Origin of the sequence: Mesorhizobium sp. M6A.T.Ce.TU.016.01.1.1 (assembly GCF_003997065.1) — a bacterium.
In the GTDB taxonomy this organism is placed as follows: Bacteria; Pseudomonadota; Alphaproteobacteria; order Rhizobiales; family Rhizobiaceae; genus Mesorhizobium; species Mesorhizobium mediterraneum.
This window is the reverse complement of sequence record NZ_RZTJ01000037.1, coordinates 1-25,417: the sequence shown is the minus strand read 5'-3', so window position 1 is coordinate 25,417 and position 25,417 is coordinate 1. Positions and strand designations below refer to the sequence as shown.

At 62.7% G+C, this 25,417-nt stretch carries 29 protein-coding genes and 2 tRNA genes; 17 read left to right on the top strand and 14 right to left on the bottom strand.

Annotated elements, in window-relative coordinates; genetic code table 11:
• Positions 1–32 precede the first annotated feature (32 nt).
• Positions 33–725, bottom strand: coding sequence for a glutathione S-transferase family protein (locus tag EOC94_RS31780; protein ID WP_127206625.1), 693 nt, complete (start codon positions 723–725; stop codon positions 33–35).
• A gap of 171 nt (positions 726–896) precedes the next feature.
• Between EOC94_RS31780 and EOC94_RS31775 the strand changes: the two genes are divergently transcribed.
• A complete protein-coding gene (locus EOC94_RS31775) occupies positions 897–1,409 on the top strand; it encodes a DinB family protein (protein WP_095483231.1) in 513 nt (170 codons plus the stop codon).
• Positions 1,410–1,509: 100 nt separating this feature from the next.
• Here the strand turns inward: EOC94_RS31775 and EOC94_RS31770 are convergent, their stop codons facing one another.
• The 3 genes from EOC94_RS31770 to EOC94_RS34260 form a co-directional block, all read right to left on the bottom strand.
• The gene (locus tag EOC94_RS31770) at positions 1,510–1,812 is read right to left on the bottom strand and encodes a DUF982 domain-containing protein (RefSeq protein ID WP_127206626.1); all 303 of its coding nucleotides are present in this window, start codon (positions 1,810–1,812) and stop codon (positions 1,510–1,512) included.
• Between the two features lie 157 nt (positions 1,813–1,969).
• Positions 1,970–4,051 carry an ATP-dependent helicase gene (locus tag EOC94_RS31765; protein WP_127295485.1) on the bottom strand — a complete coding sequence of 694 codons (2,082 nt, stop codon included), beginning with the start codon at positions 4,049–4,051 and terminating at the stop codon, positions 1,970–1,972.
• 100 nt (positions 4,052–4,151) lie between these two features.
• Positions 4,152–4,322, bottom strand: a complete 171-nt coding sequence (locus EOC94_RS34260; RefSeq protein ID WP_164547241.1) for a hypothetical protein — start codon at positions 4,320–4,322, stop codon at positions 4,152–4,154.
• A gap of 131 nt (positions 4,323–4,453) precedes the next feature.
• Between EOC94_RS34260 and EOC94_RS34255 the strand changes: the two genes are divergently transcribed.
• From EOC94_RS34255 to EOC94_RS31745, 5 genes are all read left to right on the top strand, one after another.
• Positions 4,454–4,627, top strand: coding sequence for a hypothetical protein (locus EOC94_RS34255; protein ID WP_164547240.1), 174 nt, complete (start codon positions 4,454–4,456; stop codon positions 4,625–4,627).
• A gap of 393 nt (positions 4,628–5,020) precedes the next feature.
• The gene (locus tag EOC94_RS31760) at positions 5,021–6,898 is read left to right on the top strand and encodes an ABC-F family ATP-binding cassette domain-containing protein (protein WP_127295483.1); all 1,878 of its coding nucleotides are present in this window, start codon (positions 5,021–5,023) and stop codon (positions 6,896–6,898) included.
• Between the two features lie 48 nt (positions 6,899–6,946).
• Positions 6,947–9,055, top strand: coding sequence for a molybdopterin oxidoreductase family protein (locus EOC94_RS31755; RefSeq protein ID WP_127206486.1), 2,109 nt, complete (start codon positions 6,947–6,949; stop codon positions 9,053–9,055).
• A gap of 57 nt (positions 9,056–9,112) precedes the next feature.
• Positions 9,113–9,811 carry a DUF2270 domain-containing protein gene (locus tag EOC94_RS31750; RefSeq protein WP_127295481.1) on the top strand — a complete coding sequence of 233 codons (699 nt, stop codon included), beginning with the start codon at positions 9,113–9,115 and terminating at the stop codon, positions 9,809–9,811.
• A gap of 369 nt (positions 9,812–10,180) precedes the next feature.
• Positions 10,181–10,453 (top strand): DUF680 domain-containing protein, encoded by a 273-nt coding sequence (locus tag EOC94_RS31745; RefSeq protein ID WP_127295479.1) that lies wholly within the window; start codon positions 10,181–10,183, stop codon positions 10,451–10,453.
• A gap of 186 nt (positions 10,454–10,639) precedes the next feature.
• On the opposite strand, the gene EOC94_RS31740 is transcribed toward EOC94_RS31745, so the two are convergent.
• The 5 genes from EOC94_RS31740 to purM all read right to left on the bottom strand — a co-directional run bounded on the left by EOC94_RS31740 (position 10,640) and on the right by purM (position 13,633).
• Positions 10,640–11,155: a histidine phosphatase family protein gene (locus EOC94_RS31740; protein WP_126107539.1), complete on the bottom strand. Its 516-nt coding sequence runs from the start codon at positions 11,153–11,155 to the stop codon at positions 10,640–10,642.
• A gap of 71 nt (positions 11,156–11,226) precedes the next feature.
• Positions 11,227–11,520 (bottom strand): type II toxin-antitoxin system RelE/ParE family toxin, encoded by a 294-nt coding sequence (locus tag EOC94_RS31735; protein WP_095483241.1) that lies wholly within the window; start codon positions 11,518–11,520, stop codon positions 11,227–11,229.
• A complete protein-coding gene (locus EOC94_RS31730) occupies positions 11,513–11,803 on the bottom strand; it encodes a type II toxin-antitoxin system ParD family antitoxin (RefSeq protein ID WP_095483242.1) in 291 nt (96 codons plus the stop codon). The genes EOC94_RS31735 and EOC94_RS31730 overlap by 8 nt, the downstream gene beginning before the upstream one ends.
• A gap of 58 nt (positions 11,804–11,861) precedes the next feature.
• Entirely contained in the window at positions 11,862–12,572 is a 711-nt protein-coding gene (gene purN / locus EOC94_RS31725) for a phosphoribosylglycinamide formyltransferase (protein ID WP_095483243.1), read from the bottom strand.
• Positions 12,569–13,633 (bottom strand): phosphoribosylformylglycinamidine cyclo-ligase, encoded by a 1,065-nt coding sequence (gene purM, locus EOC94_RS31720; protein ID WP_127295477.1) that lies wholly within the window; start codon positions 13,631–13,633, stop codon positions 12,569–12,571. The genes purN and purM overlap by 4 nt, the downstream gene beginning before the upstream one ends.
• Positions 13,634–14,255: 622 nt before the next feature.
• Here purM and EOC94_RS31715 point away from each other — a divergent pair.
• The 5 genes from EOC94_RS31715 (at position 14,256) to EOC94_RS31695 (ending at position 17,574) form a co-directional block, all read left to right on the top strand.
• A complete protein-coding gene (locus EOC94_RS31715; RefSeq protein ID WP_127295487.1) occupies positions 14,256–14,813 on the top strand; it encodes a CDP-alcohol phosphatidyltransferase family protein in 558 nt (185 codons plus the stop codon).
• On the top strand, positions 14,785–15,984 hold the full coding sequence (locus EOC94_RS31710) for an AI-2E family transporter (RefSeq protein ID WP_095483246.1): 1,200 nt from the start codon (positions 14,785–14,787) through the stop codon (positions 15,982–15,984). Before EOC94_RS31715 ends, EOC94_RS31710 begins: the two co-directional genes overlap by 29 nt.
• A gap of 5 nt (positions 15,985–15,989) precedes the next feature.
• A complete protein-coding gene (gene hdaA, locus EOC94_RS31705) occupies positions 15,990–16,694 on the top strand; it encodes a DnaA regulatory inactivator HdaA (RefSeq protein ID WP_127295475.1) in 705 nt (234 codons plus the stop codon).
• A 242-nt stretch (positions 16,695–16,936) separates the two neighbouring features.
• On the top strand, positions 16,937–17,194 hold the full coding sequence (locus EOC94_RS31700; protein ID WP_095483249.1) for a type II toxin-antitoxin system prevent-host-death family antitoxin: 258 nt from the start codon (positions 16,937–16,939) through the stop codon (positions 17,192–17,194).
• On the top strand, positions 17,191–17,574 hold the full coding sequence (locus tag EOC94_RS31695) for a type II toxin-antitoxin system VapC family toxin (protein ID WP_095483250.1): 384 nt from the start codon (positions 17,191–17,193) through the stop codon (positions 17,572–17,574). Before EOC94_RS31700 ends, EOC94_RS31695 begins: the two co-directional genes overlap by 4 nt.
• A 267-nt stretch (positions 17,575–17,841) precedes the next feature.
• On the opposite strand, the gene EOC94_RS35195 is transcribed toward EOC94_RS31695, so the two are convergent.
• Together EOC94_RS35195 and EOC94_RS31685 are read right to left on the bottom strand one after the other, a co-directional pair.
• The gene (locus EOC94_RS35195) at positions 17,842–17,970 is read right to left on the bottom strand and encodes a hypothetical protein (RefSeq protein ID WP_280953346.1); all 129 of its coding nucleotides are present in this window, start codon (positions 17,968–17,970) and stop codon (positions 17,842–17,844) included.
• Between the two features lie 51 nt (positions 17,971–18,021).
• A complete protein-coding gene (locus EOC94_RS31685; RefSeq protein ID WP_127295471.1) occupies positions 18,022–19,023 on the bottom strand; it encodes a GlxA family transcriptional regulator in 1,002 nt (333 codons plus the stop codon).
• A 128-nt stretch (positions 19,024–19,151) separates the two neighbouring features.
• On the opposite strand from EOC94_RS31685, the gene EOC94_RS31680 reads away from it, so the two are divergent.
• Positions 19,152–19,979, top strand: a complete 828-nt coding sequence (locus EOC94_RS31680) for an alpha/beta hydrolase (RefSeq protein WP_127206505.1) — start codon at positions 19,152–19,154, stop codon at positions 19,977–19,979.
• 131 nt (positions 19,980–20,110) lie between these two features.
• On the opposite strand, the gene EOC94_RS31675 is transcribed toward EOC94_RS31680, so the two are convergent.
• The 3 genes from EOC94_RS31675 to EOC94_RS31665 form a co-directional block, all read right to left on the bottom strand.
• Positions 20,111–20,187, bottom strand: a tRNA-Pro gene (locus EOC94_RS31675).
• A gap of 163 nt (positions 20,188–20,350) precedes the next feature.
• Entirely contained in the window at positions 20,351–21,538 is a 1,188-nt protein-coding gene (locus EOC94_RS31670) for a metal transporter (RefSeq protein WP_095489322.1), read from the bottom strand.
• Entirely contained in the window at positions 21,535–22,668 is a 1,134-nt protein-coding gene (locus EOC94_RS31665; RefSeq protein WP_127295469.1) for a multicopper oxidase domain-containing protein, read from the bottom strand. The genes EOC94_RS31670 and EOC94_RS31665 overlap by 4 nt, the downstream gene beginning before the upstream one ends.
• 300 nt (positions 22,669–22,968) lie before the next feature.
• Between EOC94_RS31665 and EOC94_RS31660 the strand changes: the two genes are divergently transcribed.
• The 5 genes from EOC94_RS31660 (at position 22,969) to EOC94_RS31640 (ending at position 25,310) form a co-directional block, all read left to right on the top strand.
• Complete coding sequence (locus tag EOC94_RS31660) at positions 22,969–23,274, top strand: ETC complex I subunit (RefSeq protein ID WP_015318428.1); 306 nt, start codon at positions 22,969–22,971, stop codon at positions 23,272–23,274.
• A gap of 49 nt (positions 23,275–23,323) precedes the next feature.
• Positions 23,324–23,400: transfer RNA gene (locus tag EOC94_RS31655), tRNA-Arg, on the top strand.
• A 374-nt stretch (positions 23,401–23,774) separates the two neighbouring features.
• Entirely contained in the window at positions 23,775–24,314 is a 540-nt protein-coding gene (locus EOC94_RS31650; protein WP_095489320.1) for an SgcJ/EcaC family oxidoreductase, read from the top strand.
• Between the two features lie 371 nt (positions 24,315–24,685).
• Positions 24,686–24,970, top strand: a complete 285-nt coding sequence (locus tag EOC94_RS31645) for a DUF982 domain-containing protein (RefSeq protein WP_127295467.1) — start codon at positions 24,686–24,688, stop codon at positions 24,968–24,970.
• 130 nt (positions 24,971–25,100) lie between these two features.
• Positions 25,101–25,310, top strand: a complete 210-nt coding sequence (locus EOC94_RS31640) for a hypothetical protein (RefSeq protein WP_095489318.1) — start codon at positions 25,101–25,103, stop codon at positions 25,308–25,310.
• The last annotated feature ends 107 nt before the right edge of the window (positions 25,311–25,417 follow it).

The following is a 25,417-nucleotide window of genomic DNA, read 5'->3' as shown; positions in this document are numbered from 1 at the left end:
CTATTCCCCTATTCCCCTATTCCCCTATTCCCCTATACAGCCGCCGCCACCTTGCGGCCGAGGCCGTCATGCAGATCGAGGCAGCGCTCGAACCACTGCGCCACCGCATCGCTGTCGTCGAGCAACCGGTAGGGCGAGGCGATGCGCGCCCATTGCAGCGCGCCGAAGACGATGTAGTCGGCAAACAGCGGTGATTGGCCGCCGATGAACGGCTGATAGCTGAGCGTCGAGCGCAACGGCTCCAGCGAGGCGCGGAAGGCGTCTAGGCCGGTGTCTCGCGCCGCCATCACCTCTTCCAGCCTCTTGCCGAAGCGCTGCTCGCGGCTCTGGCGGAAATAGGCGGCGTTCGCCTCGTCCTGCATGGCGTGGAGGTCCATGATCGCCGCAGTGGTGACATAGGGGTGGATGGTCAGTTGCGACCAGCGTTCGATGAACCGCGCCATCGCCTTGCCGCCGTCGCCGGAAAACAATGTCGGCCGCTCAGGATAGGCCTCGTCGAGATAGAGCGCGATGGCGAAGGAATCGGCGACCACCTTCTGGCCGTCGCGGATCACCGGAACGAGCTTTGAAACGCCGCCTTCGACAGTGGGCACTTCGAGAAAGCGTGTCGGCACGGTTGAGACGTCGAGCCCTTTGTGGGCGAGCGCCATCGCCGCCTTCCAGCAATGCGGGCTGAACGGACGGGCAGCATCGCGTCCGACGAGGTCATAGAGCAGAATGGTCATTGGCGGCGGCTTCCTTGCGGTCTACTAGAACGAGGTGCGTCCACTTGGATGCACAAAGTATGCTCTAGCGTTTTTGAATCTACGCATCGTGTTTTTTCCGAAAAACGGTACCGATTTTTGGGCCGATGCGGTAGGCACCCGGAACGGGGTCTTGCGGGTCGGGAGAAAAAGATGAGACAGCACTTCATGATGTTTGCGGCCTACAATCAGTGGGCCAATAGCCGCATCTACGATGCCGCGGCCGATCTCGACGACGAAGAATTCCACCGCAATGTCGGTGCTTTCTTCGGCTCGATAATGGGCACGCTCAACCATGTTCTGACCGCCGACCGCATCTGGATGAGGCGGTTTACCGGCGAGGGCGACGCGCCGGCCAGGCTCGACACGATCCTGCACCGCGCCTTGCCGGGCTTGCGGCTGGCGCGCGAGGCCGAAGACAAGAGGATCATCGACTGGGTCGGGGCGTTGAGCGACAAGGCTTTGTCCGGCCGCTTCTCCTACATGACCGTCTCTGACATGCGCACCGTGTCGCAGAGATTGGCGCCGGCGCTCGATCATTTCTTCAACCACCAGACCCATCACCGCGGCCAGGCGCACACGATCCTAACCGTTCTGGGCCGGCCTTCGGTGTCACTCGACCTGACGCTGTTCCAGCGTAGCGACGAGGGGCGCGCCTACGCCTGATTTGGGATCATCCGGATCGATCATGATCGATTGAAAGTAAAACCCGTCGAAGATGTGCAGCATCTCGACGGGTCACGCTCGCAAGAGGCCTAGCCAGGCGTCAGGCGGCGTATCCGCCCTGGCCTCGGGCGACCGGCTTGACTGAGACCGCCGGCTGCGCCGAAGGCCAGAGAATGCCTGCCGTCACCGCGAGGGTGATCAAGGCATCGCGTGCCGCTTCCGGCGAGATCTCGCCGGCGCGTGCTGCCTCGCAGGCCTTCACCGCCGCGCCATAGCTCAGGCGTCGTCGCGATGGCGGGAACTCGGTCAGGAACTCATGCATGTCGAAGAGCGAAGCGATCATGCGCTTATGGCCGGCGCCGACGGTAACGGCGACCGGGGTGAAGGGCATCGTGTCGTGCATTCTGGCCTCTCGTATTGGGCGGAGGTGACGGCGGACGCCGCTCTCCGATCTGGGTCGGACGCCCAGAAACGCGGATTGCGGCATCAGGTTCCATGTTGCCGAGATTTGATTTTCGCCACCAAGCTCAGTGGCATGAGCGCCGTGCCGAAGAGGCGGCCTACTTCCACATGTCACGCATGCGGGCGCCGAGGTCGACGCGCACTTGCGGCTGGCGACGCGGATCGTCCTTGGCCTGGACGCTCGCCCATGATGTCTGTTCGAAGGCACCGAGGATCGAGGCTGGGATGAAGCGGGTGCGCGAGGCGTAAACGTGGCGATCGCCACGCGCCGCCTGGCCGTGGACGAAGAAGCGCTGCGGCATGACCAGATGCAGGCCGTCCTTGGCCCGCGTCATCGCCACGTAGAGCAGGCGGCGCTCCTCGTCGATATCCTCCTTCGAGCCGACGGCGAGGTCGATCGGGATGCAGCCGTCTACGGTGTTGAGCACGAAGACGTTCTTCCATTCCTGGCCCTTGGCCGAATGGATGGTCGACAGGATCAAATAGTCCTCGTCGCGATGCGGCGGTCCGGCCTCGTCGCTGGTTGCATCCGGCGGATCGAGCGTCAGCTCGGTGAGGAAACGCTCGCGCGAGGCATAGCCCGAGGCGATCTGCTCGAGCTGCAGAATATCGGCCCGGCGCGTCGTTGCGTCCTCGTGGATGCGGTCGAGATGCGGCTCATACCAGAGCCTGACCTGTTCGAGATCAACAGGCCATTTTCCCGACCCGGTGCGAAGCTGCGAGAACAGCGTGACGAAACCCTGCCAGTCGTCGGCGGCGCGTTGCGGCGGCCGGTAGCGCGCCAGACCCATCGCTTCGTCGAGCGACGTGGCCATGGTGTCGACGATCTGCGAAGCTGCCGAAGGGCCGATGCCGGGCAAGAGCTGCAGCACGCGAAAACCGGCGACGCGGTCGCGCGGGTTTTCGGCGAAGCGCAGCACCGCCAGCACGTCCTTGACATGGGCGGCGTCGAGGAATTTCAGCCCGCCGAATTTGACGAACGGGATGTTGCGGCGCGTCAACTCGATCTCCAGCGGCCCGCTGTGGTGCGAGGCGCGAAACAGCACGGCCTGCGCCTTCAGCGCCGTGCCGGCCTCGCGCTCGGTCAGGATCGCCTGGCAGACGTAACTCGCCTGCTCGGCCTCGTCGCGAACGCTGACCAGCTTCGGCTTTTCGGCCGATTTACGCTCCGTCCATAGGTTCTTGGTAAAGCGCTCCGAGGCCTCGCCGATCACCGCATTGGCGGCGGCCAGGACGGTCTCGGTCGAGCGGTAGTTGCGCTCAAGCATGACGATCTCGGCCGGCCGCGCGAACTGTTTTGGGAAGTCGAGGATGTTGCGCACTTCCGCCGCGCGAAACGAGTAGATCGACTGCGCATCGTCGCCGACCACCGTCAGCCCGGATCCGTCCGGCTTGAGTGCCGTGAGGATCGAGGCCTGCAGCCGGTTGGTGTCCTGGTATTCGTCGACCAGAACATGGTCGAAGCGCCCACCCAGATGCGCCGATATCTCCGGCTCGCCCCCCATCTGCGCCCAGTAGAGCAGCAGGTCGTCGTAATCGAGCACGTTCTGCGCCTGCTTGGCCTCGACATATCGGGCGAACAGCGCCTTAAGCTGTTCTGCCCACCCCGCGCACCAGGGAAACACCGAACCCAGAACCTCGCCAAGCGGCGCCTGCGCGTTGACGGCGCGCGAATAGATCGCCAGGCACGTGCCCTTGGTCGGGAAACGGCCTTCCGTCTTCGAGAAGCCGAGTTCGTGCCGGGCGAGGTTCATCAGGTCGGCCGAATCCTCGCGGTCGTGGATGGTGAAGGCCGGATCGAGGCCGATCTCCAGCGCGTGGTCGCGCAGCAGCCTGGCGCCGATGCCGTGAAACGTGCCGGCCCAGGTGAGAGCATCGGTGATAACTGAAGCGTCCCGGCCGAGCACCTCGCCGGCGATGCGCTCGACCCGCTTGGCGAGTTCCGATGCGGCGCGACGCGAAAACGTCATCAAAAGGATGCGCCTGGGATCGGCGCCTCTGACGATCAGATGCGCAACGCGATGCGCCAGCGTGCTGGTCTTGCCGGAGCCGGCGCCGGCGATTACCAGCAACGGGCCAGCGACCTTGCCGTCGCCATGCTCGACGGCAAGGCACTGCTCGGCATTCAGCTTCGCGAGATAGGCAGGCCGGAAGGTCGAATCACGGGCAGCGAGGTTCATTGCCCATCAAGCATCGTTTCTGCTTTGTTCGCAACGGTTTCGACGTGAGAGTTGCGATCGACGCGCCGACCCTATTGACGCACCAGCCGATGAATTCGATCTAGCGCTCTGGCTCTACGCCCATCGCCGCCGACTGCCGCCGCAGCGACTTGTCGTCTTCGGGAGGTGGCAGCAACAGCGGATCGAAGTCGTCGGGCACTTCGTCGATGATTTCCCTGACTATGCGGTAGGCCACGTAGACGGCGGCCCCTGCTATGAGCAGACGGATCATGATTTTCTCCATTGGTGTGGACCAACCGAAGAGGCGGCTTTTTGTTCCCCCGTTCTCCAAACGCCCCGAGCTCTGCCTGAGCGTGCAACCAAATCGGCACCGTCTCGTTTGCCCGGTGACAGGAGGTTGCGATGAATAAGCTCTCAATCTTGCTGGCTTTAGCCGCAGCCCTGGCTGTGGCGGCTTGCGACAACAATATCCCGCCGACGAAGGCCCCCGGCACCGTCGATCAAAACCCGCAGGTCGACCCTGCACCCAAATCGATGTCAGGCGGTGATCAACCCGGCACACCGCCGGCACAGTGAACGCTGTGGGAAAAAATGGCCGGCGCCGCTTGGGAGGAGATGGCGCCGGCCAGGCGGGTATCAGGTCCGCCGCACACCTAGACATAGCTGAGTCTTGCCCTTGCGTCATGGTGCGATCGCTGAAGACGACCGCGTTGCACGGGCAATTAACTGACAAATGCGCAATTTTCGGATGCGAGTAGTCGATGCTCGCCAGGCGACGCGCCGTCGCTGCAGGTTCCCGGCCCAATTCAGAGTCGGCCCTCTGATCCGGCGAGGCCGGCGATTGGATCGATCGTCTTCCCCTCCCGCGGCATCAGGCAACCTGCCGCCGCCGGCCATTTTCATGCCTTATGCAACCAACCGGCGCTCAAGGTCTTGCGAAGCGCCGACGTCCCGTGCAAAAGCGCGGCCATGCTGATCATTAACGACCTTTCGCTCCGTATGGCCGGACGCCTGCTTCTCGACCATGCCTCGCTGACCTTGCCGGCCGGCAGCAAGGCAGGGCTTGTCGGCCGTAACGGCACCGGCAAGACCACCTTGTTCAAGGCGATCACCGGCGATCTCGCCTCCGAGACCGGCTCGATCAGCCTGCCGAAGAACACGCGCATCGGCCAGGTGGCGCAGGAAGCGCCCGGCACCGAGGAGCCGCTGATCGAGATCGTGCTCAAGGCCGACCTTGAACGCTCCGCATTGCTCGAAGAAGAAAAGACGGCGACCGATCCGCACCGCATCGCCGACATCCACATGCGGCTGGCCGACATCGACGCGCATTCGGCCGAGTCGCGCGCCGCCACCATCCTCGCCGGCCTCGGCTTTGATGACGACGCCCAGCGGCGGCCGGCCTCGTCCTTCTCCGGCGGCTGGCGCATGCGGGTGGCGCTGGCGGCAGTGCTGTTTGCCGAGCCCGATCTGCTGCTGCTCGACGAGCCGACCAACTATCTCGACCTCGAAGGCACGCTGTGGCTGGAAAACTACGTGTCGAAATATCCGCACACCGTGCTTCTGATCTCGCACGACCGCGACCTGCTTAACCGCGCCGTCAACTCGATCGTCCATCTCGACCAGAAGAAGCTGACCTTCTGGCGCGGCGGTTACGACCAGTTCGAGCGCCAATACACCGAGCAGCGCGAGCTCCAGGAGAAGGGCAGGGTCAAGCAGGAAGCCGCGCGCAAGCACATGGAGTCCTTCGTCGAGCGCTTCCGGGCCAAGGCCTCTAAGGCGAGACAAGCGCAGTCGCGTATCAAGGCGCTGGAGAAGATGAAGCCGATCGCCGCGATTGTGAACGACAACGTGCGGCCGTTCTCCTTCCCCGAGCCGGTGAAGACCGTGGCCTCGCCGATCATTGCGCTGAACAATGTGAATGTCGGCTATGTCGAGGGTGAGCCGATCCTGAAGAAGATGACGCTGCGCATCGATGCCGACGACCGCATCGCGCTGCTCGGCGCCAACGGCAACGGCAAGTCGACCTTTGCCAAATTGCTGTCGGGCCGGCTGAAGCAGGAGAGCGGCACCATGACGGTGGCGCCCGGCCTGAAAGTGGCGATCTTTGCCCAGCATCAGCTCGACGACCTCCGACCGAACGAAAACGCCTATGAGCATGTCCGCCGGCTGATGCCGGAAGCACCGGAATCGAAGGTGCGCGGCCGTGTCGCCCAGTTCGGCCTGACCACCGAGAAGATGAACACCGCCGCCAAGGACCTGTCCGGCGGCGAGAAGGCGCGGCTCTTGATGGGCTTGTCGGCCTTCGAAGGACCAAACCTGTTCATCCTCGACGAACCGACCAACCATCTTGATATCGACAGCCGTGAATCGCTGATCCATGCGCTGAACGAATTTCCCGGCGCCGTCATCCTGATTTCGCACGACCGCCATCTGCTCGAGGCGACGGCCGACCGGCTGTGGCTGGTCAAGGACGGCGCGGTCAATCCCTATGACGGCGATCTCGAGGACTACAAGACGCTGGTCACCGGCGTGTCCGGCGACCGCCGCGGCAAGCGCGAGGCCGAAAAAGCCTCGAAGGCCGACCGTCGCCGCGACGCGGCGGCACGCCGCGCGGCCTTCGAGCCGCTGGCCAAGGAGATCCGCGCCACAGAAGCGCTGATGGACCGCATCCGCAAGCGCATCGACTTGATCGAGGACGAGCTCGCCAATCCGGCGGTCTATGAAAAAGACCCGTCGACGGCGACACAGCTGGCCAAGGAGCGCTCGCAGCTTGCCCAGACGTTGGCCGCCCACGAAGAAAAATGGCTGTCGATGTCGGCGGAATACGAGGAAGGCACGGCGGAGTAGCGCCATCTGGCCCTACACGCCGCTGCCATATACGGCTAGTTTGGCCCTATGAATCAACACGCCAAGCTCAGAATCGGCCATTCGGCCTGTCCGCATGATTGCCCGTCGACCTGCGCGCTCGAGGTCGAGCTGCTCGACAGCAGGCGCATTGGTCGCGTCCATGGCGCCAAGGCCAACAGCTACACATCAGGCGTCATCTGCGCCAAGGTCGCCCGCTATGCCGACCGCGTCCATCACCCCGACCGCCTGCTGAAGCCGCTGATCCGCGCCGGCGCCAAGGGTGAGGGCCTTTGGAAGGAAGCGAGCTGGGAGGCGGCACTCGACCTCGTCGCCGAAAAGTTCATCGCGGCCGAGGCAAAATACGGCTCGGAGACGGTCTGGCCCTATTACTATGCCGGCACGATGGGGTTGGTGCAGCGCGACGGCATCGAGCGGCTCAGGCACGCCAAGAAATATTCCGGCTTCTTCGGTTCGATCTGCACCAACCTGGCCTGGACCGGCTGGATGATGGGCGCCGGCGCGTTGCGCGGTCCCGACCCGCGCGAGATGGCCAAGTCCGACTGCGTGGTGATCTGGGGCACCAATGCAGTGGTCACCCAGGTCAACGTCATGACCCACGCGATCAAGGCGCGCAAGGAACGCGGCGCGAAAATCGTCGTCATCGACGTCTACGAGAACGCGACGATGAAACAGGCCGATCTCGGCCTGGTGCTGAAGCCCGGCACCGACGGCGCACTGGCCTGCGCAGTGATGCATGTGCTGTTTCGTGACGGCATGGCCGACCGCGCCTATTTGGAAAAATACACCGACGACCCGCACGGTCTGGAAGCGCATCTTCAGACGAGGACGCCGCAATGGGCGGCTGGTATCACCGGGCTTTCCGTCGACGAGATCGAGGCATTCGCCCATCTCGTCGGCACGACGAAGAAAACCTATTTCCGCCTCGGCTACGGCTTCTCGCGCCAGCGCAACGGCTCGGTCAACATGCATGCCGCGGCCTCGATCGCCGCGGTCACCGGCTGCTGGCAGTATGAGGGCGGCGGCGCGTTCCATTCCAATTCGGGCATCTTCAAGCTGAACCAGGAACTGCTGGAAGGCACGCGGATGCGCGATCCCGCGATCCGCCATCTCGACCATTCGCGCATCGGCCCCGTGCTGACCGGCGCTGAGGATGCGCTCTATGGCGGCCCGCCGGTGACGGCGCTGCTGATCCAGAACACCAATCCGGTCAATGTCGCGCCGGAGCAGCGGCTGGTGAAGCAGGGTTTTCTGCGCGACGACCTATTTTCCTGCGTGCACGAGCAATTCATGACTGACACCGCAAAACTTGCCGATGTCGTGCTGCCGGCGACGATGTTCCTCGAGCATGATGACGTCTACAAGGGCGGCGGTAACCAGCATATCACGCTCGGTCCGAAGCTGATCGACCCGCCGGAAGGGCCGCGCACCAACCATTTCGTCATCGAGGAGCTCGGTAAAAGGCTGGGCGTTGGCGAAAAGCCTGGCTTCGGCATGACCGAGCAACAGCATATCGACATCATCCTGGGCAAGCGGGGCCTGGGCAGTTTTTCGAGCCTCAGGGACGAAAAATGGGTCGATTTGCAGCCGGATTTCGAGGCGGCGCATTTCATCAACGGCTTCGGCCACGCGGACGGAAAATTCCGCTTCCGCGCCGACTGGACCGGTCAGGCGGCGCCCAACCGGCCGCCGAAAAGCATGGGCCTGTTCGGGCCGGTGGCAAGCCTGCCGGAATTTCCCGACCATATCGACCTGATCGAGGTGGCGGATGCGGCGCATCCGTTCCGGCTGACCACCTCGCCGGCGCGCAATTTCCTCAACTCGACGTTTTCGGAGACGCCGGTGTCGAAGGCCAAGGAGGGCCGGCCGGAACTGCTTTTGCATCCGGACGATGCGGCAGCTTATGGGCTGGCCAACGGCGATCGCGTCGAGATCGGCAATGCGCGCGGCGAAGTCGTGCTGCACGCAAGATTGTTCGATGGCCTCAAGCGCGGCGTCGTAGTGGCCGAGGGCATATGGCCGAACAGCGCCCATGAGCGGGGCGAGGGCATCAACGTGCTAACCGGCGCCGACGCGCCAGCGCCCTATGGCGGTGCGGCTTTTCACGACAACAAGGTCTGGCTGCGCTCGGCCAATTGAAGCGTCGGAACGATATATCCCTCCAGCCGTTTTTGCGTGGCGGTCGGAGGCATGGAGATGGCAGATGTGTCGGCAGCGCCGGACCCCATTGGAAGAACGCTTTCGCCCGGCGAACTCGTAACCACGATGTCACACTTTCATCGCGCCGAAATTCTACGCATGACGGGGTGGCGCGACCGCCTGGACCGGACGAGCAATTGGGCGATAACGGTCGTCGCGGCGATGCTGTCCGTCTCGCTTTCGACGGCTAGCGCGCATCACGGCGTGCTGCTTTTTGCCATGCTGCTTGTCCTGTTGCTGCTGTGGATAGAAGCGCGGCGATATCGCTTCTTCGACGTTTACCGGGCCCGCGTGCGCCAGTTCGAACGGCACTATTTCGCGCAGATATTCTCGCCGCAGCCGGACTTTGCGTCCGATTGGCTATTGATCGTCGGCGAAAGCCTGCGCGCTCCAAAATTCCTCATTTCGCAACGAGCGGCGTTGGCGCGTCGTCTGCGTCGAAACTACATCCACATGCTGCTGATCCTGCTGATGGCCTGGATCCTCAAACTGTCGACACCCAGTCTTCTAACGGAGGGTGTCCGCATCGGCTTCGTCGGTTCGGTGCGCGAGGCCGTCACCGGCGCTGCCCTGGGGCCCATTCCCGGCGTGGTCATCGTCGTGCTGGTCGCCGCCCTCTATGCCGGCCTGCTGGTCACTGCCTTCCTGGCTGCTGGCGACGATGGCGAACTCTCCTTTGGTGACGTGCACGTCTAAGGCGGCAACGCAAAGCCGGTAGCTCTGCGAAATTTCGTTTGCGCATCAGTGGAGGAATCGAACCGATCGGTTCGTTTCTGTTGACGCATCGTGCAGGACCGGGTGAACGCCGGCTCAGCAAATGCCTGCGCCTCGCGGCAGGCAAATTCGCATAACAAATTGAAAAGAATGCAAAAGATTGTGGCGAAGGAAGCCTTTTGGCGGATTTCAAGCACCCGATTCCGGGCTTAGCCGGAACATCTTCGTGATTGGAAATCGCGGCACTGCCAACCCACCTCACACTAGTCCGAACGACGCGAGATCCTCCCAAGGCACGCCACTAGACGGACAACAACACTGAAAACATGGAAATACTGGAGTACCTGAAAAATGACCAAGATTGCTCTTACCGCCGCTGCCGTCCTCATTGCTACAGGCAGCGCCTTTGCCGGCAGCGACCACTATGGTTCGGACGGCGTCAACCAGCCGGCTGCGCCGGTTGGCAATGCGCCTGTTGGAAATGTCGACAACACGCTCACGGGTTCGATCCGCAAGCTGCTCCCGACCGAGCATAATGCCGTCAACACCGATACGACGCGCCAGTCCGGCTCGGATCAGTCCGTCGCGCCTCAATCTGGCCGGGGCAACTGGGGCCGCCGCTAAGTCCTCAAGCTCCGGAACTCAAAGAGCGGCGGGTTTGGCCCGCCGCTCTTGCTTTTGCATATCGAGTCACCGTCAGCAGCGCCGCCCTTTTTGGGACGCACAAATGACGCTTTGATTTTTGCGCATGATCCTTTCCGAACTGAAAGTCAGCGCAGCAAAAATCGATTCCGATTTTCGGGCCATGCGCTAGCGCAGATCCTTCGGCCAAACGCAGTGTGTCAGCCGCGCCTCGTCGAGGGCCAGCCGTGCCCAGTCGCCGTCAAAAACGAAGCGGGCAAGCGCCGCCGTCGGAAATTTTTCTTCAAGCCTTTTGAGTGCCGCGGCATCCGATCCGGCGCCGGCAAGCCGGCGCGCGAATTCCTCCAGACCGGGATTGTGGCCAATCACCAGAAGGGTGCTTGTTACAGCATTTGCCTGCCGTACCTTGGCGAGAACGTCTGCCGCACTGGCCTCGTAGAGCGCCTGAACAAATTTGGCCGGCGTTTTCGCCGGCAATTCCGCCGAGACCAGCCGCCATGTGTCGCGGCTGCGCAGCGCTGGAGATACCAGCGCCACATCGGGCAGCCAGCCCTGCCTGGCCAGTTCGCGCCCGATCAGCGGGGCCGCCTTCAGCCCGCGCCCGGAAAGCGGCCGGTCGAAGTCGATGAGGTCAGGATCGTCCCAACTCGACTTGGCATGACGCAGAAGAAGGAGTTGTTTCATTGTCGCCATGCCAGCCTCTGCTCAGGGCGTGATGTCCGCCAGCTGCTGCCAATTGCAGTTGCCATGATCTTTCAAAATAGCGCCGAGACGTCGCGCGCGCCATGCACGAAGCGAACGACCTCGACGCGTTGTTTTGCCAAGCGATAAAGCACGAGATAATTGCCGATCGTCAGCGCTCTCACCTCGGCGCCGATGTCCGGTCTCTTGGGGCCGGATTCAGGGAAGCTGGCCAATTGCAAGATGCGCGCCGCTATGGCGTCCAGAAAGCGATCCGCGGCAAGCGGGCTGTCCGTCGCAATGCCAAACCAGATTTCGATCAGATCGTTTTCGGCGGCCGGGCTGCGGACAATGAGGATGTCAGCCATTCCGCTGTGTTTTTTTGGCAGCGTCGCTGAACCGGCTGTGCGCCTTCAGCTTGATGTCCTCGATGTCGAAAGGCGCGAACGGGCCGCTCTCCAGCCCTTCCGTCCAGGCTTTCCGCAGCCGCTCCGCTTCCGCTTCGCGCAAGGGCTGGCGAAGGCGCCATTCGCGGAGCGCTTCGCGGATTACTTCGCTTGCCGAACCGTATTGCCCGCTGGCCACCGCGCCCTTGACCATGTCCAGCAGTTCGGGGGAAAGCGCCACGCTGACTTTTTCGACTGTCGCCATCAAACTGTCTCCTTGTGAAGATGGTAGCAATATTTGCTACCATCTTCAAGGATGGCTCTCATGGTGTGATGCGCGCCAGATGCTCGAGATCGGTCTCCTCGCGCAGCGGATCGGGCGCCATGACCACGGAAGTGCTGTTGTCTGCATCGTCGGCGAAGTGGGCAAGCACGGTACGGCCGCCTTCCATCCGCGCCTTGCCTTCGGCGACCAGCCCGAGCGCCAGCGGATAAAGCCGGTGCTCGGCCTTCAGCACGCGGGCGGCAAGCGTATCCTCATTGTCACCGACCATCACCGGCACGGCAGCCTGGGCGATGATCGGGCCGTCATCCATATCGAGCGTGACGAAATGCACCGTGCAACCATGGATGCGAATGCCCGCGCGGATAGCTCGCGCATGCGTATCCAGCCCCTTGAAAGCAGGCAACAGGGCAGGGTGGATGTTGATCATCCGTCCCAGCCACTTCTCGACGAAGCGCGCGCCGAGGATGCGCATGTAACCGGCCAGCGTCACGATCTCGGCGCCGAACGAGACAAGTGCCGCGTCGATCGCTCCGTCATGCGCTTCCTTGCTGGTATGGTCGGCCCGCGAAATCACCTTGGTAGGGATGCCGCGCGCCGCGGCGATGCCTAGACCGGCGGCATTGGCCCGGTCGGAAATGACGCCGACGATCTCGGCCGGATAGTCCGGGTTGCTGGCCGCGGCGATCAGCGCCGTCATGTTGGAGCCGCGTCCCGAAATCAGCACCACGGTGCGTTTGCGCGTGCTCATAGGCCGATCGAGCCCCGATAGATGACGCCGGCGTTGCGGCGCGGCACGATGCGGCCGATCGGCGCCACAGTCTCGCCGGCCTCCTGCAGCACGGCCGCGACCTGTGCGGCCTGGCCGGAGGCGACGGCGAGGATCATGCCGACGCCGCAATTGAAGGTGCGCATCATCTCTTCGGGCGCCACGCCGCCGGTCTCCGCCAGCCATGAGAATACCGGTGGCACCTCGATGGCGTCGAGGTCGAGCTCGGCGGAAAAATCCTTCGGCAAGACGCGCGGGATGTTTTCAGGAAAGCCGCCGCCGGTGATGTGGGCCAGCGCCTTGATGCCATGCGTGCCGCGGATCGCCTTGAGGATCGACTTGACGTAGATGCGTGTCGGCTCGAGCAGCGCCTCGGCCAGCGTGGCTTCATCATTGAAGGGCGCCGGATCGGACCACGCAAGGCCGCTTGTCGCGACGATGCGGCGGACCAGCGAAAAGCCGTTCGAATGCAGGCCCGACGAGGCCAGTCCCAACAGCACGTCGCCCTCGACGATGTCGTCTGTCGGCAGTAGCTGGCCACGTTCGGCCGCGCCCACGGCAAAGCCGGCAAGGTCGTAGTCCTTGCCGTGATACATGCCGGGCATTTCCGCCGTCTCGCCGCCGATCAGCGCGCATCCGGCCTGTCGGCAGCCCTCGGCGATGCCGCCGACAATCGAAGCACCCTGGTCGGGGTCGAGCTTGCCGGTGGCGAAATAGTCGAGGAAGAACAATGGCTCGGCGCCTTGCACGACGATGTCGTTGACGCACATGGCGACGAGATCGATGCCGATCGTGTCGTGCTTGCCCGCATCGATGGCGATCTTCAGCTTGGTGCCGACGCCGTCATTGGCGGCGACCAGCACCGGGTCCGTGAAGCCGGCGGCCTTGAGGTCGAACAGGCCGCCGAAGCCGCCGATCTCGCCATCGGCGCCCGGCCGGCGCGTCGCGCGCACCAGCGGCTTGATCTTCTCGACCATGAGATTGCCGGCATCGATGTCGACACCCGCCTCGGCATAAGTGAGCCCGTTCTTGCGCTTGCTCATTTCTGGCGCCTGCTCATCTCTGTTTCCACTTGCTTGAGGGCTCTTCGCATGAACGCTTTTGCCTCGCAAGGCAAGCGAGCGATGGCGATGTTCAATTGGAGATCGGCCGAACCGGGCTCCCTACGCTCCAGCAGTAGAAAGAAATGCCCGCCAGCGCAGCGGCGAGGGCGCCGACGGTCGCTAAGGACCTGACCTCGTCGCTCGGGAGGACCCCGTAGGAGAAAACGGCGGCGATCAAACTTGCCGCCACAGTCCAGACACCCGGGTTTACGGCGACTGACCGCCCGAAAACGAACGCCATGGCGGCAGCCACCAGCCAGAGAGGCCAAGACGGCAGAAGGCCGACCACCAAGGCAAGAACGAAACTGATCAAAAGGTCATGCATCGACGCGTCGCGGTGTGGAGTTGTAAAAGATGCGAAAGCTAGGAGGCTTTCTGTTACTCCGGCCAAATAGCAAAGTGTGACACGCAGGGCGATTGTAAATCTCTGTGCCATCGTCATTCGCTAGGTTCGTTTTTTCGGTCTGGGGTGGAGCAGGTGAGCGAGGAGAGAGCGTCGCCACTTGCCGTAGCGTCCTATCTCCATCATGTATCATTAAAACAGAAACGACGGGACATGCGTTTGACCATCCCCAACATGATCACGATCATGCGTTTCGTGCTGGTGCCGGGCGTGGTGCTGGCCATGCTGCAGGCGCACTGGGACTGGGCTTTCGCCGGCTTCCTCATCGCCGGCATTTCCGACGGTGTCGACGGCTTCATCGCTCGCCATTTCAACCAGTTTTCGCGGCTTGGCGCCTATCTCGATCCGATGGCCGACAAATTGCTGCTGGTCTCGGTGTTCGTGGTGCTGGGCTTCATCGGTGAATTGCCGCTGTGGCTGGTCGTCACCATGGTGTCGCGCGATGCGCTGATCGTCTGCGCCGTGCTTTTGTCCACCGTCATGGCCCACCCGGTCGAGATGAAGCCGCTGTTCGTGTCCAAGGCCAACACCGCCATCCAGATCGTGCTGGCGGCGGTGGTGCTGGGCGAACTGGCCCTCGCCCTCGATCTCGATCCGCTCAGGCCGGTGCTCATATTGCTGTCCGGGGTCTTGACCGTGGCTTCGGCCGCGGCCTATCTCGTGGCTTGGCTGAGGCATATGAGCGGCTATGGCGAAGGCTCCACACCGGACACCTGACCAGGACATCGACGCGGCAGCCGAGGCTGCGGCCGCCGATGCCGCCGCGTCTGGCGTGTTTCGCCGCCAAATCCGCTTCTGGCTGATCAGCGCCATCATCCTCGCGGTCTTCCTCTATGTCTTCAGCGGCATCCTTTTGCCGTTCGTCGCCGGCATGGTCCTCGCCTACTTCCTCGACCCGGTCGCCGACCGGCTGCAGCGGCTCGGCCTGTCCAGGCTGATGGCGACGGTTGTCATCCTGTTTGCCTTCATCGTCGTTCTGGTGCTGGCTTTCGTCATCCTCGTTCCGGTGCTGGCCTCGCAGATGGCCGATTTCGCCAGCAAGCTGCCGGAATACCTGACCCGGCTGCAGACCCTGATCACCAGCTTCGATCCGAGATGGCTGGAAGAGAAATTCGGCGTCGACGCCAATGGCCTGCGCGAAGGCTTGAATTCGCTGCTGACCTCCGGCTTCGGCCTCCTGACCACGGTGTTCACATCGATCTGGAGCTCCGGCGTGGCGCTGGTGTCGGTGGTCAGCCTGTTCGTGGTGACACCAGTCGTTGCCTTCTACATGCTGCTCGACTGGGACCGCATGGTGGCGATCGTCGACAGCTGGGTGCCGCGCGATTATGTCAAGACCGTCAGGGCCATCGCCAACGACATCAACACCGCTACCGCCGGTTTTGTGCGCGGCCAGGGCACGCTGTGCCTGGTGCTGGGCGCCATGTACGCCACCGGCCTGACGTTGACCGGCCTGAATTTCGGCATCCTGATCGGCCTGTTCGCCGGGCTGATCTCCTTCATCCCCTATGTCGGCTCGCTGACCGGGTTGGTCCTGGCCGTCGGCGTTGCCTTCGTTCAGTTCTGGCCCGACTGGACCATGATCGCGGCGGTGGCCGGCGTGTTCTTCGTCGGCCAGTTCATCGAGGGCAACATCCTGCAGCCGAGGCTGGTGGGAAAAAGCGTCGGCCTGCATCCGGTGTGGCTGATGTTTTCGCTGTTTGCCTTCGGCGCGCTGTTCGGCTTCGTCGGCCTGCTGATCGCCGTGCCGGCCTCGGCCGCCGTTGCCGTGCTGGTGCGTTTTGCCATCGCCCGTTATTTGGAATCGCCGCTCTACAAGGGCCACAGCACCGAACCTGTCCCGCCGCTGCCGGCGCGTCGCCGCGGGAGCGGTGGGCCGCGCAGTTGAGCCAGATGCCGGACAACAAGATCGATCCGCCGCGCCAGTTGCCGCTCGATCTCGGCCACGGCACCGGTTACTCGCGCGACGAGCTCGTCGTCTCCGGCACCAACAGCCAGGCGGTGGCGCTGGTCGATCGCTGGCCGGACTGGCCGTCGCCGGTGGTCGTGCTCGCCGGTCCGGCGGGCTCTGGAAAAACCCACCTGGCCTCGATCTGGCGCGCCCGCGCCGGGGCCGTGACAGTCGAGGTCAGGCGCATCGGCGACTGCATGGCGGGCCTCGGCGCGCGGCCTGCCCTGATCGACGACGTCGATGCCGGCGCGGTCGATGAAGAGGGGCTGTTCCATCTGATCAATGCGGTGCGCGGGGCCGGCTCGACCTTGCTCTTGACCGCGCGGCGCTTTCCGTCCGCCTGGGGCGTCAGGCTTCCGGACCTCGCTTCGCGGCTGAAAGCGGCGGCGACGGTCGAGATCCACGAGCCCGACGATCTCTTGCTGGCCGGCGTCATCACCAAACTGTTCGCCGACCGCCAGGTCGAGGTCGAGCCGCATGTCGTGCAATATCTGGTGCGCCGCATCGAACGCTCGCTGGGCACGGCGATGCGGGTGGTGGAGCGGCTCGATCGCACGGCACTGGAGCGCAAGACGCCGATCACGAGGGCGCTCGCCGCCGAAACCGTCAGCGCCATGGATGAGGGGCAGGGCGAGTTCGAGATCTGATACGGCAGGCTTAGCCGGTGTCCCATTTCGGGAAACCAGTATTGGCATCTGTCTTGCAACGTCAGCCTTGCCGGCTAACCCCGGTCCTGATTGCGTATCAAATCAGGTTGTAGGCTCGCCGGGAGACGGGGCGGTTGGGGTTCTCCTCCCGGCGAGCTTGCCTTTGGCCGTTGTAATGGACCGTTGAATGGTCTATTTTCACTGCAAATATGGACCAGAGGATGGTCCATAGAGGAGTGGCGATGCAGGTATCCGTTACAGACGCCAAGGGACAGCTGACCGAATTGGTGCGTCGTGCCGAGGCAGGCGACGAAATCATTCTGACCCGTCACGGTCATGCGGCCGTGCGCCTGGTTCCCGTCAAGGCAGTGCCGGACAGGAAAAGCCGTCGGGCACTGCTGGAGGCGATGCGCGCATCCGGCGCCGCGAGGGCGAAGGCCGGGCCATCCGCCGCGCGAAGCCAGGATTTCCTCTACGGTGATGATGGCCTGCCTGAATGATCGTGGTCGATACCTCGGCGCTGATGGCGATCGTTCTTGACGAGCCGGAGGCTGATGTCTGCATCGCGGCGCTCGAGGCTGAAGACGACATTCTGATTTCCGCCGGCACCGTGGCCGAAGCGCTGATCGTCGCGGCGCGGCGCAATGTCGGCGAAGAGCTGTCCGGCCTGATCGACGGGCTTGGTTTCGAAATTGCGGCAGTAACGCCGGCCTCTGCGCGTCGCATCGCCGAAGCCTACGCAAAGTGGGGTAAGGGCGTTCACCCGGCCGCGCTCAATTTCGGTGACTGCTTCGCCTATGAGGTGGCCAAGGAACATGCCTGCCGCCTGCTTTATATCGGCGACGATTTTTCGAGGACCGATATCGAAAGCGCTCTCTAAGCATGGGTTGTCTGCGTCACATGCCGCGACAAGGCGACAGGGTCGACGCTCCCACCTATGAGCTTTCCCTTGAAATAACGCCGGCGATATATTTTGACCGAGAGCCGTCCCACCCGCAGGCTGTGCATCGGCTGTTTTTGAACTGATGTTCGCAGGCGGGGTATCCATAGAGATGAAACGCGCATTCAGCACAAAGGCTGGCCATTGCACTGCTTTCGACGAAATATATGCTGCCGCATTCGTCGCAACTCGTGATTGATCGGTCAGTCATTGGCTCACCTCGCACTTCCGCTTCAGCCCGATCGCCTGGCGCGGCCACCGCAACAGCCACAGCGGCTTGGGCTTCCTCTGCATCATCGTGCGGTTGGTCGTGGCATCATAGACCTCATCAAACACACGCATCCTCCAGCGGCAGTCGACGCGGGGCAAGCACGGCTGGGCCACCGCTCAGCGCTCGCCGGCCACAAGCGCCGCTCGTTCCACGCCAAAACGCCTGCGGTAATCGCCCGGCACCAGGCCGGTTATCCTGGCGAACACTTTGCGGAAGGAGCCGGGATCGTCATAGCCGACATCCCAGGCGATCTGGTCGATTGATCGGGTCGTCGCTTCCAGCATCTCACGCGCCTTGCCGACGCGCAGGTGCTGGCAATACTCGGTCGGCTTGAGGCCGGTGGCGTTGCGAAAGCGGCGCAAAAAAGTCCGCTCCTCCAAGGCCGCATGCTCCGCCATAGTGGCAAGCGTCACATCGCGCGCGCCTCTCGCCTGGAGCCAGTGCTGCACTTTGAGGATGGCCTCGTCGCCATGGTTCAGCCTGGGAGCAAAGGGGCTGTAGAAGCGCTGCTCTCGTCCCGGCGGATCCACCAGCATGAAACGGGCAGTGTCCATCATGACGGTCGGCCCGAGCACCCGGTCGACGAGTTTTAGGCCGAGATCGGTCCAAGCCATGTAGCCGCCGGCGGTGATGATGTCGCCATCATCGATGACCAGCTTGTCGGCATCCAGTGCGATGTCGGGAAAGCGCATCGCCAGCGCGTCGCGATAGGCCCAATGCGTGGTCGCAGCACGGCCAGACAGCAGGCCGGCCTCGGCAAGCACGAAGGCGCCGGCGCAGACCGAGCCGAGCGTCGCGCCTGCCGCATGGCGGGCCCTGAGCCAGTCGGCGTAGGGCGCGGCCGCCCCGCGAGGAATCGGATCGCCTAGGGTCGGAGGCAAGATGACCATGGCAGGTCCATTGCCGGGGCCGGGCTCGCTGTCGAAGGTGCGGATGACCGTTTGGCTCGCCTCCTGCCACTGCCAATGGCTGACACGAAGCCTCTGCGCGTCCGGCGACCGTTCGGCGGCCAGCCGGTTGGCCAGCTGGAAGAGATCGGTCAGGCCAAGAACAGCCGCTTCCTGAACGCCGGGATACACAACGAGGCCGATTTCGACCGGATCACGCGCCGCAACCATCTGTCAGTTTTGCCATGTCCAATGTCTGTTTTGCCAATTCTCACCATGACCCCATTGCAGTAGCTTGTCCACAGGAGGAACGGACCTTCGCCCAACCAATTCGGCCAACCACATCAAGGAGTACGACGATGAGCACATTCACCACCAAGGACGGCACCGAGATTTTCTACAAGGATTGGGGCACAGGCCAACCAATCGTGTTCCATCACGGCTGGCCGCTCAGCGCCGATGACTGGGACAACCAGATGCTGTTCTTCCTCGACAAGGGCTATCGCGTGATCGCGCATGACCGGCGCGGACATGGCCGCTCGACACAGACGGCGACCGGCAACGAGATGGACACCTATGCCGCCGATGTCGCGGCCCTGGTTGCCCATCTTGATCTCAAGAACGCCGTCCATATCGGTCACTCGACCGGCGGCGGCGAGGTGGCGCGTTACGTTGCCCGCTACGGTGGCGAAGGACGCGTCGCCAAGGCGGTGCTGATCGGCGCGGTGCCGCCGATCATGGTCAAGACCGACAATAACCCCGGCGGCCTGCCGATCGAGGTATTCGACGGCTTCCGTGCCGCGCTCGTGGCCAACCGCGCCCAGTTCTACAGGGACGTGCCGGCCGGCCCGTTCTACGGCTTTAATCGCGAGGGCGCCAAGGTCTCGCAAGGAGCTGTCGACAATTGGTGGCGCCAGGGCATGATGGGCGGAGCCAAGGCCCATTACGACTGTATCGAGGCTTTTTCCGAAACCGACTTCACCGAGGACCTTAGGAAGATCGACGTGCCTGTCCTGATCATGCACGGCGATGACGACCAGATCGTGCCGATTGCCGACTCCGCTCTGCTTGCAGCCAAGCTGGTGAAGCACGGCACGCTCAAGGTCTACAAGGGCCTGCCACACGGAATGTGCACCACCCACCCGGAGATCATCAATCCGGATCTCCTGGCGTTCATCCAGGGCTGACGCTTCGGAGCTCAGGGCGGGCACGCTCGAAAACCCGGGCTGCCCGTCGGTCGCTTCCGTGCTTCGCCAGTCGCAGATGCTGCCCGGCGCAGGTGCGCCGGCAGCATGGCCGATGATTTGCTGTGAATGAATGGTCGGAGTGGAGAGATTCGAACTCCCGACCCTCTGGTCCCAAACCAGATGCGCTACCAGGCTGCGCTACACTCCGAGTCCTTGCGGGCTATAGGGTTCCGGGCTTGGCTGCGCAACCCCTAAAAGACGAAAACGGAACAAACGGCAGGCCCGGGCGGAGAGCGGGGCCGGAATTGCAGCCAGCCAAGTCGCGCGCAACGGTTTTACAGCAGCCGCCTCAGGACCAGGCTCCTGTCCGGTCAGACCTTTATGAAAGCGGCCGTCGCGTACATGAAGGCGACGCCGGCCGCCAGGCCGCCCATGACCGGTGGCGTGAAGAAGGCATCGATGCCCTTCTGGTTGCGGCGCATCAGATAGGCGCCGACCTCGACGATGACCTGCAGGATCGCGCCGGCGCCGATGGCAAGCGCCAGCGCCGACCATTGCGGCGCATAGGCCAGGCTGCCGAGCCACATGCCGATAACCGCAGGCCCACCGGCGAGCAAGGTCAGGCCTGCGAACGTCCACAGCGGCGGCCGCTCCTTCAGCATCGGAGCGGCGATGCCGATGCCTTCGGTAATATTATGCAGGGCGAAGCCGAGCACCAGGAAGGTTCCGAGGCTTGCCGAGCCGGCCACGAAGGCAGCGCCGATGGCAAGGCCCTCGCCGAGATTGTGAAGGCCGATGCCGAGCGCGATATAGGTGGCCAACGCCAGCCCTGTCGGCGTGCCGCGCCGCCGCCCGATCGCCATCAGGACAAGAAAGCTGGCCAGACCCGCCAGCACCACCATGACCGGCCCCTGGAACACAGCGGCTGCGGTTCCGACAAGCTCGAAGGATTCTTCGATCGTGTCGACCAGCAGAAAGGCGAGCAACCCGATGGTCAGCGCCAACAGGAAGTTCATGCCGCTCTGTCCGACACCGCGCAGCGCCGGATAGAACATGAGGCCAATGGCGACAGGCAGCACGCCGACGATGATGCCGACCAGTCCCTGCAGCTTGAGCTGTCCCGCAGTGGCGGTAGGCGTCGGCACGGCAACTTCGATCAAATGTTCGAAGGTGACGCCTGAATTGGTTACCAGATTGACCGTGTGCGTTTCACCCAGAACCCACGGGAAAGGCAGATTGATCCACGCCGTGGAAGCACGCGCGATGGTGCCCGGCGGGTCCTGGGTGAATTGCCAGTAGGCGCCGTCGACCTGGACCTGGGCGATGGTCATCGGCTCGGAGCCGCCGGCCCTGACCAGAAGATGAAGGCCTGATGTATCGAGGACGACACGCTCGAAAGTCAGTTTCTCGACGGCGGGCGCGCCGTTTGACAATCCTTGCAGCGGATTGACGGCGATGATCCACGCCACCGCAATGGCGAGCGCGGCAAGGGGCAGGCCGATCCACAACCAACGGCTGCGCGGCCTTGCCGGTGAATCGATGGTGACGACCTTGTTCATGCCAGCGCCTCGACGACGTCGAACATGCCCATCCAGCCGAGCTCCGTGAACTCGCTTTGATGCGCGTGGAACATGTAGAGGCCCGGTTCGTGCTCGGCGAAGGTGAATTCCAGGATGCCGCGCTGGGCCTGGCACTGGATGATGAGGTCGACCGTTTTCAAGGTCGGCGTCAGCGTCGTGCCCTGATCGAAATAGTCGAAGAAATTTCCATGCAGATGAAACGAGTTGATGGGATCGAATTCCACCACATTGACCAGATAGATGCGCACCGGCTTGCCTCGCACGATGCGGATCGGCGTCTTCGCATAGGCGTGGGCGATGGTGTTGGCGGCGTAGAATTCGTTCTCCTCGTCGAAATTGGTGTCGAATCCGTTCATGACCATCACCAGCTCTTGCCAGCCGGCATTCTCGGGCGTGTCGAGAAGCCGCGACCGGGCGATCTCGGCATGGTCGGGATGGCGATCCGGGTCCGGGTCGATGACAAAGGCCCCATACATGCCCTTGTGGATGTGCCTCTTCAGCGGCAAGGCGTGGCAATGATACAGATGGCAGCCAAAGGGCTTGGCGTCGAATTCGTAGACGAACTCGCCACCCGGATCGACCAGCCCGGCGCCGGGAATTCCATCCATGCGGGCGGCATGGATGCCGTGGAAATGCATCGAGTGCGGATGCGAGCCGTTGTTCTTGAAGACGATGCGAATGCGCTCGCCTTCCTTGGCGCGCAGCGCCGGACCGGGCACGCGGCCGTTATACGTCCATGCCGGGAAGAACACGCCCGGTGCGATCTCGATCGTCTTGTCCACGGCCGTCACCTCGAACGTCCTGAACGTGCGCCCATCGGGCAGAACTGAGACCGTCCCTCGCTCCCAGTCCGTCAGCATCGGGATCGGATCAAAACCGTTGGCGGCGTTGTCCACCTCCCCGACGGTGACCATCGCGCCATGAGCATTCATATGATGAGGTGCCGGATCGGTGGCGGCCACCGCCGCTATGTCATGACCGCTATGCTGGGCGGACTGACCGAGCGCGCTGCGGGCAGCAATCGCCGTGCCGCCCACGGCAGCAAGACTTCCTGTAAGGACGGAACGTCGGCTTATCCGATCGCGCAACCACACACCGACATCGACCATGCCAACTTTTTCCCTCGAATTCATTCGTTTGACCGATAATAGCGTCAGCTGTCAAATATAGCAATGGCTTAGTTCGGTCGCGGCATGCCCCCGTGCGGCTGAACGCGCCAAGACGGTGCAACGGGCTTGGCAAGCTGCCTTGCAGCCGACGCCGTCACAGCAGATTGCGTAGTCCTCATTCTGCTTGGTTCAGGTCCGCGACAGGAGCGCAAAAACCATCGGCCTTGCCGCCGGCTGCATTGCGAAGTAATGACGGGAATACAGCGGCAGGTGCCGCTTGCACGTAGCAACGAGGTGACCATGTCCGCGCGCATTTTCAGCCCAGCCAAAACCGCGATGCAGTCCGGCAAGGCCAAGACCGGCCACTGGGTGCTGGAATTCGATCCCGAGATGCGCAAGAAAATCGATCCGCTGATGGGCTACACCACGTCGGGCGACATGCGCAGCCAGATCAGGCTCACCTTCGACACGAGGGAAGAGGCGGTGGCCTATGCCGAGAAAGAGGGGCTGGCCTTCCGTGTCGAGGAGCCGAAGGAAACCAAGCGCCGCCAGATTTCCTATGCGGAGAATTTCCGCTATGACCGCAGGACGCCCTGGACGCATTGACCGGCAAACGCCCATCGCATAATTCAGCCGGCCTTGGCGTCGGCCCAGCGGTCCCGTAGCTCAGCTGGATAGAGCACCGGCCTTCTAAGCCGATGGTCACAGGTTCGAATCCTGTCGGGATCGCCAGTATTTTCAAAGACATAGTGCCATATTCCCGACTTCGGGAGAATGGCATTCCGATCCGTTTACAGGGCCGTTCACAGATTTTCTTCCTCATGGGTTCCGCTCCAATGACGGCATCGAACCCACGCTGCTATTGCTGATCTGCGCGCGGCACAGTCACGCGCAGGAGCGAGCGCAACCGTGCACGCGATCAGGAGATCGCCAATCTCGGCCGGTCGTATCGATTGAAATCCGGCAAGAGGTCGGCGCTGTCTACGGCACGCGCGACGTGATCCAAGGCATTTGGCTTTGAAAGGTTCCACGGCAGTCGCTTTCTGGCCTGTTGTCGAGAACGTCTGGCGCTTGCGCCATCATATCAGACAAGTCTAATGTAAGTCATGATCTGGCCATTGCGCGGGCGCGGCGGCGCACTCGGGATGGGCACTATTCATCCGGTGGATATCACGCAAAGGGAGGACGAGATGAGACTGGTTAAGTCATTTGCATTTGCTGCTGTGCTGCTTCTTTCGTCAGCACTGTCTGTGGCCGCCCAGTCGGCTCGCGAGGACATCGAAGCGGCGCTGACGAAATTCACGGACGCCTTCAACAGCGGAAACGCGGCGGCGGTGGGTCAAATGTATACCGAGGATGCTGCCGTGCTGCCGCCCGACGGCAAGCGCGTCGATGGCCGCAAGGGCGTGGAAGAATTCTGGCAGGGCGCGATCAAAGGCGGGATGAAGAATCTCACCCTGAAGGCGCTGGAAGTGGAAGAGAGCGCGAACCTCGCCTACGAAGTTGGCGCATTTACGCTTGATGTGCCGAGCAAAGACGGCGCCCTCTCCACCGTAGCGGGCAAGTACATCGTCGTCTGGAAAAAGGGCGACGACGGGACATGGCGCCTGCATCGGGACATCTGGAATTTAGGTGCGGCCCAATAGGGATTGATATCCAGGCCTTCATCGACCGCCTTGGCGAAAGGCGCGGCGGGCTTTTTTGTCTCCGTATGGAACACTGGCACGGGCAAGACGTTCGCCTCCTGCAGCAATATTTCCTGTGCGCATAGAAATGCTGCGAGATCGGATTGTCCCCTCCGATCAGCCCGCGTCCTTCCCCTCCGTGGGGCGCGGGCTTCTTCGTTCATGGAACCGAAACGACCAAGGCTCTTCGGACGACCAGCCCCTGCGTGTTGGCACCGAGCTAGGCGTGTTCAGCCTCGATGGCATCGGGCATCGGCGCTCTGAATTCACGATGATGCAACCACCGCCATCTCTTCGCGTTTAACCGCCTTCAATCCTGGTGAGCGACAAAAATGACGGCGTTCATTCCGATTACAATCTACCTGAATCGCAGGCCGATGATGGTCGCGTCGATAGCCGACGCTGCCAAGGCTCTTCAGCAACCCTGGCCATCCATGGACAAGCCGTCCCGTCTTGAAGCAATCCGAATGATCGAGGAATGCCTGGCCGGACATTGCAGTCACCAAGCTGCGTTCGCCGCCTTCGAGGCGGCCGCAACTGAACAGGGACTTCACAAGCAGAAGCCGCCAAGCGCAGGCCTCAAGAAATTCGACGGGGTTGCTGAAGATCTGATGTGAGGTCGCCCTCACCGGTCACAGATCTTCCGCGAGGGCTCATCTCTCGCGTCTGCGATTCTGCAACGGGGCGCGGTTTTTTAGTGTATAATAATGTTGCACGAACAAAATCTCTGGGCGAAGGGGGTTTGTCATGCCGCTTCATGGAAGAGCAGAGGATTCGGGTGTTTTCAACCCTTCCGAGCTGGCGCTACTTGGCCGCGTGTTCAATCGTTTGAAGATTGACGGCCAATCGGAACAACAGCGCGAATCGCTCGCGTCCCGAATTATTGCCAATTACATGGCCGGAGTGGTGGACGAGGAAGAACTTTTGTCGGCTTCGAAACAAGCGCTGGGGCGGTAGGCCCGGGTAAAGCAAGCTAACCGAGTTAACCCTTCCAACCGCCGGTTGGTAGACGCGACGCAGCCGGCGGCCTACGATTTTTCACGATCCGCGCACCGGGCAAGTCC

Excerpts from the sequence above, each read along its gene's own strand:
- EOC94_RS31780 (WP_127206625.1), bottom strand. The coding sequence starts at position 725 with ATGACCATTCTGCTCTATGACCTCGTCGGACGCGATGCTGCCCGTCCG.
- EOC94_RS31775 (WP_095483231.1), top strand. The coding sequence starts at position 897 with ATGAGACAGCACTTCATGATGTTTGCGGCCTACAATCAGTGGGCCAAT.
- EOC94_RS31770 (WP_127206626.1), bottom strand. The coding sequence starts at position 1,812 with ATGCACGACACGATGCCCTTCACCCCGGTCGCCGTTACCGTCGGCGCC.
- EOC94_RS31765 (WP_127295485.1), bottom strand. The coding sequence starts at position 4,051 with ATGAACCTCGCTGCCCGTGATTCGACCTTCCGGCCTGCCTATCTCGCG.
- EOC94_RS34260 (WP_164547241.1), bottom strand. The coding sequence starts at position 4,322 with ATGATCCGTCTGCTCATAGCAGGGGCCGCCGTCTACGTGGCCTACCGC.
- EOC94_RS34255 (WP_164547240.1), top strand. The coding sequence starts at position 4,454 with ATGAATAAGCTCTCAATCTTGCTGGCTTTAGCCGCAGCCCTGGCTGTG.
- EOC94_RS31760 (WP_127295483.1), top strand. The coding sequence starts at position 5,021 with ATGCTGATCATTAACGACCTTTCGCTCCGTATGGCCGGACGCCTGCTT.
- EOC94_RS31755 (WP_127206486.1), top strand. The coding sequence starts at position 6,947 with ATGAATCAACACGCCAAGCTCAGAATCGGCCATTCGGCCTGTCCGCAT.
- EOC94_RS31750 (WP_127295481.1), top strand. The coding sequence starts at position 9,113 with ATGGCAGATGTGTCGGCAGCGCCGGACCCCATTGGAAGAACGCTTTCG.
- EOC94_RS31745 (WP_127295479.1), top strand. The coding sequence starts at position 10,181 with ATGACCAAGATTGCTCTTACCGCCGCTGCCGTCCTCATTGCTACAGGC.
- EOC94_RS31740 (WP_126107539.1), bottom strand. The coding sequence starts at position 11,155 with ATGAAACAACTCCTTCTTCTGCGTCATGCCAAGTCGAGTTGGGACGAT.
- EOC94_RS31735 (WP_095483241.1), bottom strand. The coding sequence starts at position 11,520 with ATGGCTGACATCCTCATTGTCCGCAGCCCGGCCGCCGAAAACGATCTG.
- EOC94_RS31730 (WP_095483242.1), bottom strand. The coding sequence starts at position 11,803 with ATGGCGACAGTCGAAAAAGTCAGCGTGGCGCTTTCCCCCGAACTGCTG.
- purN (WP_095483243.1), bottom strand. The coding sequence starts at position 12,572 with ATGAGCACGCGCAAACGCACCGTGGTGCTGATTTCGGGACGCGGCTCC.
- purM (WP_127295477.1), bottom strand. The coding sequence starts at position 13,633 with ATGAGCAAGCGCAAGAACGGGCTCACTTATGCCGAGGCGGGTGTCGAC.
- EOC94_RS31710 (WP_095483246.1), top strand. The coding sequence starts at position 14,785 with ATGGCGAAGGCTCCACACCGGACACCTGACCAGGACATCGACGCGGCA.
- hdaA (WP_127295475.1), top strand. The coding sequence starts at position 15,990 with ATGCCGGACAACAAGATCGATCCGCCGCGCCAGTTGCCGCTCGATCTC.
- EOC94_RS31700 (WP_095483249.1), top strand. The coding sequence starts at position 16,937 with ATGCAGGTATCCGTTACAGACGCCAAGGGACAGCTGACCGAATTGGTG.
- EOC94_RS31695 (WP_095483250.1), top strand. The coding sequence starts at position 17,191 with ATGATCGTGGTCGATACCTCGGCGCTGATGGCGATCGTTCTTGACGAG.
- EOC94_RS31685 (WP_127295471.1), bottom strand. The coding sequence starts at position 19,023 with ATGGTTGCGGCGCGTGATCCGGTCGAAATCGGCCTCGTTGTGTATCCC.
- EOC94_RS31680 (WP_127206505.1), top strand. The coding sequence starts at position 19,152 with ATGAGCACATTCACCACCAAGGACGGCACCGAGATTTTCTACAAGGAT.
- EOC94_RS31670 (WP_095489322.1), bottom strand. The coding sequence starts at position 21,538 with ATGAACAAGGTCGTCACCATCGATTCACCGGCAAGGCCGCGCAGCCGT.
- EOC94_RS31665 (WP_127295469.1), bottom strand. The coding sequence starts at position 22,668 with ATGGTCGATGTCGGTGTGTGGTTGCGCGATCGGATAAGCCGACGTTCC.
- EOC94_RS31660 (WP_015318428.1), top strand. The coding sequence starts at position 22,969 with ATGTCCGCGCGCATTTTCAGCCCAGCCAAAACCGCGATGCAGTCCGGC.
- EOC94_RS31650 (WP_095489320.1), top strand. The coding sequence starts at position 23,775 with ATGATCTGGCCATTGCGCGGGCGCGGCGGCGCACTCGGGATGGGCACT.
- EOC94_RS31645 (WP_127295467.1), top strand. The coding sequence starts at position 24,686 with ATGACGGCGTTCATTCCGATTACAATCTACCTGAATCGCAGGCCGATG.
- EOC94_RS31640 (WP_095489318.1), top strand. The coding sequence starts at position 25,101 with ATGCCGCTTCATGGAAGAGCAGAGGATTCGGGTGTTTTCAACCCTTCC.